Annotated in this window: 4 protein-coding genes; 3 read left to right on the top strand and 1 reads right to left on the bottom strand. The window is 38.5% G+C overall.

The window, feature by feature from the left end; genetic code table 11:
- A partial coding sequence (locus CWC18_RS21295; RefSeq protein ID WP_212747747.1) for a hypothetical protein occupies positions 1-183 on the top strand: 183 nt, incomplete at its 5' end.
- A gap of 410 nt (positions 184-593) precedes the next feature.
- Positions 594-875 (top strand): GIY-YIG nuclease family protein, encoded by a 282-nt coding sequence (locus CWC18_RS19635; RefSeq protein ID WP_138593838.1) that lies wholly within the window; start codon positions 594-596, stop codon positions 873-875.
- A 484-nt stretch (positions 876-1,359) separates the two neighbouring features.
- Here the strand turns inward: CWC18_RS19635 and CWC18_RS19630 are convergent, their stop codons facing one another.
- A complete protein-coding gene (locus tag CWC18_RS19630) occupies positions 1,360-2,559 on the bottom strand; it encodes a hypothetical protein (protein ID WP_138675941.1) in 1,200 nt (399 codons plus the stop codon).
- 1,439 nt (positions 2,560-3,998) lie between these two features.
- On the opposite strand from CWC18_RS19630, the gene nudB reads away from it, so the two are divergent.
- A complete protein-coding gene (nudB, locus tag CWC18_RS19625) occupies positions 3,999-4,439 on the top strand; it encodes a dihydroneopterin triphosphate diphosphatase (RefSeq protein WP_138675940.1) in 441 nt (146 codons plus the stop codon).
- Positions 4,440-4,476 lie beyond the last annotated feature (37 nt).

The raw sequence follows: 4,476 nt of genomic DNA, 5'->3' as shown, positions 1-4,476 counted from the left end.
ACTCTTCTCAGTCTTTCCGTAGACGATGCTCTTGCGATCTTGACCTTCGTCAGGAAGACGGTTTATTATTTGGGGGCGGTGTATGAAGTGAGGCTGGTGTGTGAAGGTGCGCCGCTGCTTCATCGCTCTGAACTGGTTACAGAGTCTATTTTACTTTGGTGGTTTGGTTGGGGTGGGCCCTGACCTGTGTCAGGAAGACGGAGTATTAATTGGGGGCGGTGTGTGAAGTGGGGCTGGTGTGTGAAGGTGCACCGCTGCTTCGTCGCTCTGAACTTGATTCAGAGTCTATTTAACTTTGGTGGTTTGGTTGGGATGAGCCCTAACCTTCGTCAGGGAGACGGTGTATGGGTTGGTTTTGGTGATTGTATGTGAGGTGGATCCTGACCTGCGTCAGGAAGACGGAGTATAAATTGGGGGCGTTGTGTGAAGTGGAGCTGGTATGTGAAGGTGCGCCGTTGCTTCGTCACTCTGAACTGGTTTAAGAGTCTATTTGATTTATTTAAATTAGCTGTGATAATTAAATATATAAGTATTTATAACAGTATGTTATAGATAAACACTTTACTTTTCATATTGCATTAAAGGACTAAAACATGCAGCCTACCACTTATATTTTGGCATCTAAGCCTCAAGGTACTTTATATATCGGCGTCACACGTAATTTAAAAAAACGCATATACGAACATAAACACCATTTTGTCGAAGGGTTCACTAAACGGTATCAGGTAACTGAGCTGGTCTATTTTGAAACCTATTCCGATATGTATAGTGCCATCACTCGTGAGAAGCAGCTTAAAAATTGGCGTCGTGAATGGAAAATCAATTTAATTGAGAAGGTAAACCCAAATTGGGATGACTTGTACCTCTCAATTTAAGGTTTGCTTCTAGGATTCAATTAATTATGGTCTTACGTCCATTAGGAATGACAGAGTATTGAATTGGCTGAGTGCCCAAGTCAAGATGGATCCTGACCTGCGTCAAGAAGACGGAGTATAAAGTTAGACCCGATATGTGAAGGTGCGCCGTTGCTTCGTCGCTCTGAACTTGATTCAGAGTCTATTTTACTTTGGCGGTTTGGTTTGGATGGACCCTGACCTTCGTCAGGGTAACGGAGTATGAAGGTGCGCCACTGCTTCGTCGCTCTGAACTGGTTTCAGAGTCTATTTATCTTTGATGGTTAGATTGGAATGGGCCCTGACCTTCGTCAGGGAGACGATTTATAAATTGGGGTCGGTGTGTGAAGTTGTTTTGGTGGCTCTAGACCCCCAAAAAAGGCACACTAAGTGTAAAATCGATATGTGGCAGTAAGTACCTGTGAATTACTAACAGGCCTTACCACTCGTTGTGCTATTCCCACACTTACTCAAAATAAAAACCGCCATTTTGTAATTGCTTTTCTAGCTCATCTATAAAAAACATATTGTTTAATTTCATTCTGCTCTTTAATTTACTTTTAATTGCCTTTACCGTGGTATGCGTTGCAATAAACTGACGCATTTCATCACAGTCAAAATGCAATTTAGTAGCGTGTTGCTCTATAGCTTGCTCAGTCTTTTTTATTGTTCTTTGTTTAAAATTCTGCCAAACCAAACTCGCCATGTCATCGCCGTATTGTAATGTTCGATATTCTTGGTTTAACTTCTGTATTTTGGCTTCTAACATTGGCTTGAGGTTTGCTAAAGTGTCGCCATCTAATTCAGTGTCATTAAAATACGTCAAATACAACTTTAAAATTGTATAGCCATCATTATTTTTCTTTGCCTCAGATAAAACCTGCATTTGCGAGTGCTTTTGCACCCTATCTTCATCATCAACCCCTTTATCAGGATGGAGTTTTGAAGCAACGCGCTTATACATTTTATTTAATTGACTACTTTTAAAAAGTTTATCTAGTTTATTATTTAGCCTTTCAGAACCATTCGTCCAAGCATGCTCACCTTCATCAAACCCACCGAAAGACTCTTCAAATATAGCGTCTTCATCATGGCTATCTTGATGATTCTTTGATTGAAACTCATCTTGTAGCTTTGCGATATGCTCAACAATTTTTTCTGGATCCATAAGTAATTCTCGGAGCTGGTCATCGTTTAGATCAAACAACCCGTTAAACTCTTCATCTAGCTGACGTCTTAGCGCGTGTATTTCGCTTTCATCTATTTCTTGTGGGTGTTCTTTTAAGTACCCTTTGTGCTGCTCATTCACATAAGTAATAGCTTGGTTGACGCTTACTTGATCTACAAAGGGGTGTGATTGCAGATAAGCTAAGTCTTCATCAATCCACTGTATAAGATGCTCACGCTCAGTATTTGATAGTGACTTACGTAATATAAAACCAGCTAAATGCTTGACTTGCATAATAATGCAATTTGCAAATTCAAGCTCTTTTTCAAGGGCTACGGCTTGAAATAAATCATACGTATTTTTAAGTTTTTTTGCATAGTTTAGATTACGTTTTTGATGCTTTTCTATTCTTAGCCAAAGAGTCTGCAACTCGTTGCTATTACTTATTTGTTTAGGACGATTTTTAACAATCGTAAGGCCTGCTTGACTTGATTCCACTCGGTTTCACCTGCTTATGCGTTGTAGTAACGTACAAATCTAACTTGTAATCGCCATTCTAATATATCCATACAAAATCAAAATACATTTTTATGAAAACTTTCTAACTCACTTTTTATGTCGATAATACACAATTCTAATTCAAATCTTAGCTTTGGAATAATCAAATAGCCAATATTTTCATATACATGATGCAGCAGTCTTTAAGTAGGTGTTCACCTTCGTCAGGGTGAAGAATTATAACTGGTAGGAAACTGTTAAGCCTCACCAATCCAACAGACACACCCTATTTCGTCGCTCTGAACGCGTTTCAGAGTCTATATGTTTTTAATAGCTTCAATTGAAATGGACCCTGACCTTCGTCAGGGTGAAGAATTATAACTGGTAGGAAACTTTTAAGCCTCACCAATCCAACCGACACACCCTATTTCGTCGCTCTGAACGCGTTTCAGAGTCTATATGTTTTTAATAGCTTCAATTGAAATGGACCCTGACCTGCGTCAGGGTGAAGAATTATAACTGGTAGGAAACTTTTAAGCCTCACCAATCCAACCGACACACCCTATTTCGTCGCTCTGAACGCGTTTCAGAGTCTATATGATTTTAATAGCTTCAATTGAAATGGACCCTGACCTTCGTCAGGGAGACGAAGTATAAAAAAACAACCATAAATATCGCTCAGAGGACGTCAACTACCTCCTCTATTTCGTCGCTCTGAACTCGTTTCAGAGTCTATATGATTTTAGTAGCTTCAATTGAAATGGACCCTGACCTTCGTCAGGGAGACAAAGTGTAAAATCGATGGTGGAGTATAAAAGGTTCATCCATGAACCTGCATACTAAAGGAAAAGTAATGCGCGTATTCACGCTGCGTTACAGATCACAGGATATAAAGTAAATATGGAAAAATAATGGAGGCTTAAGGACAAAGACAGCAGCAACCATAAACAATGTAAAAACCTCGGTTTAAAATTTACAAAATAAAAACAAATGCATAATAAAAAACAATGCCCCTCAAAACTCACAATTGAACATAAAAAATACTAATAAACAATGTGATAAGCTACAAACATTAAAAAATCAGAATACGAAAATGAAGTAAAACTGGATAATATGTTAAAAAACAAACAAAAAAACACTATTTATATTTACAAATGGAACATATTAATTTAGCATGTATTTCACATTGAGAGGCTTTATCCTATTAGGCGCTCTATGCACGTTATTTAGCACAGTTTTGGCCAACAAGGAGGTTGGCTTATTTTTATCTTCCTTAGCACACTTTTTTAATGGTGTAGTTATGTTTGGCAGGCCTATGGCCTGCCTTTTTTTATATTCAGCGACGCAAACCATACTTTTTCTATGCCCTTAAAATAATGTCATTTATAAAGCCACTTTTTACGGTACACTAAGATAAATATCTATATGGTCGTTTTGATATGCCCCTAAGAAAGCCCTATTCTGTTTTAGTTGTTATATACAATGCTAACAATGAGTTTTTGCTCATCCGTCGTACTGATGACATAAACTTTTGGCAATCCGTTACTGGCGGAATTGACGAAGGAGAGCTACCTATAGATACTGCATATCGAGAACTCTTAGAAGAGACAGGCATTGACGCTAAACAACAGGACTTAGTAATAACTGATTTAGAAAAAACCCATCAGTATGAAATCCGCCCATGCTGGCGACACCGATATATTGAAAACGCAATTACAAACACAGAGTATGTATTTAGTATATGCGTACCCAATCAAACTCAAATAAAACTAGACCCAAATGAGCACACAGCATATAAGTGGTTGCCGCAAAAAGCAGCTGCTGCGCTGGCATGGTCAAATAGTAACAAAGAAGAAATTTTAGCAATTTCATGCCCATAACTCATCACATTTGCAATATAACCTCAGCTCTGGATAA

This window comes from Pseudoalteromonas aurantia, assembly GCF_005886875.1.
In the GTDB taxonomy this organism is placed as follows: domain Bacteria; phylum Pseudomonadota; class Gammaproteobacteria; order Enterobacterales; family Alteromonadaceae; genus Pseudoalteromonas; species Pseudoalteromonas aurantia_A.
Note: the sequence above shows the minus strand (reverse complement) of the source record. Positions and strands in the feature narration are given on the sequence as shown.

Excerpts from the sequence above, each read along its gene's own strand:
- CWC18_RS19635 (WP_138593838.1), top strand. The coding sequence starts at position 594 with ATGCAGCCTACCACTTATATTTTGGCATCTAAGCCTCAAGGTACTTTA.
- nudB (WP_138675940.1), top strand. The coding sequence starts at position 3,999 with ATGCCCCTAAGAAAGCCCTATTCTGTTTTAGTTGTTATATACAATGCT.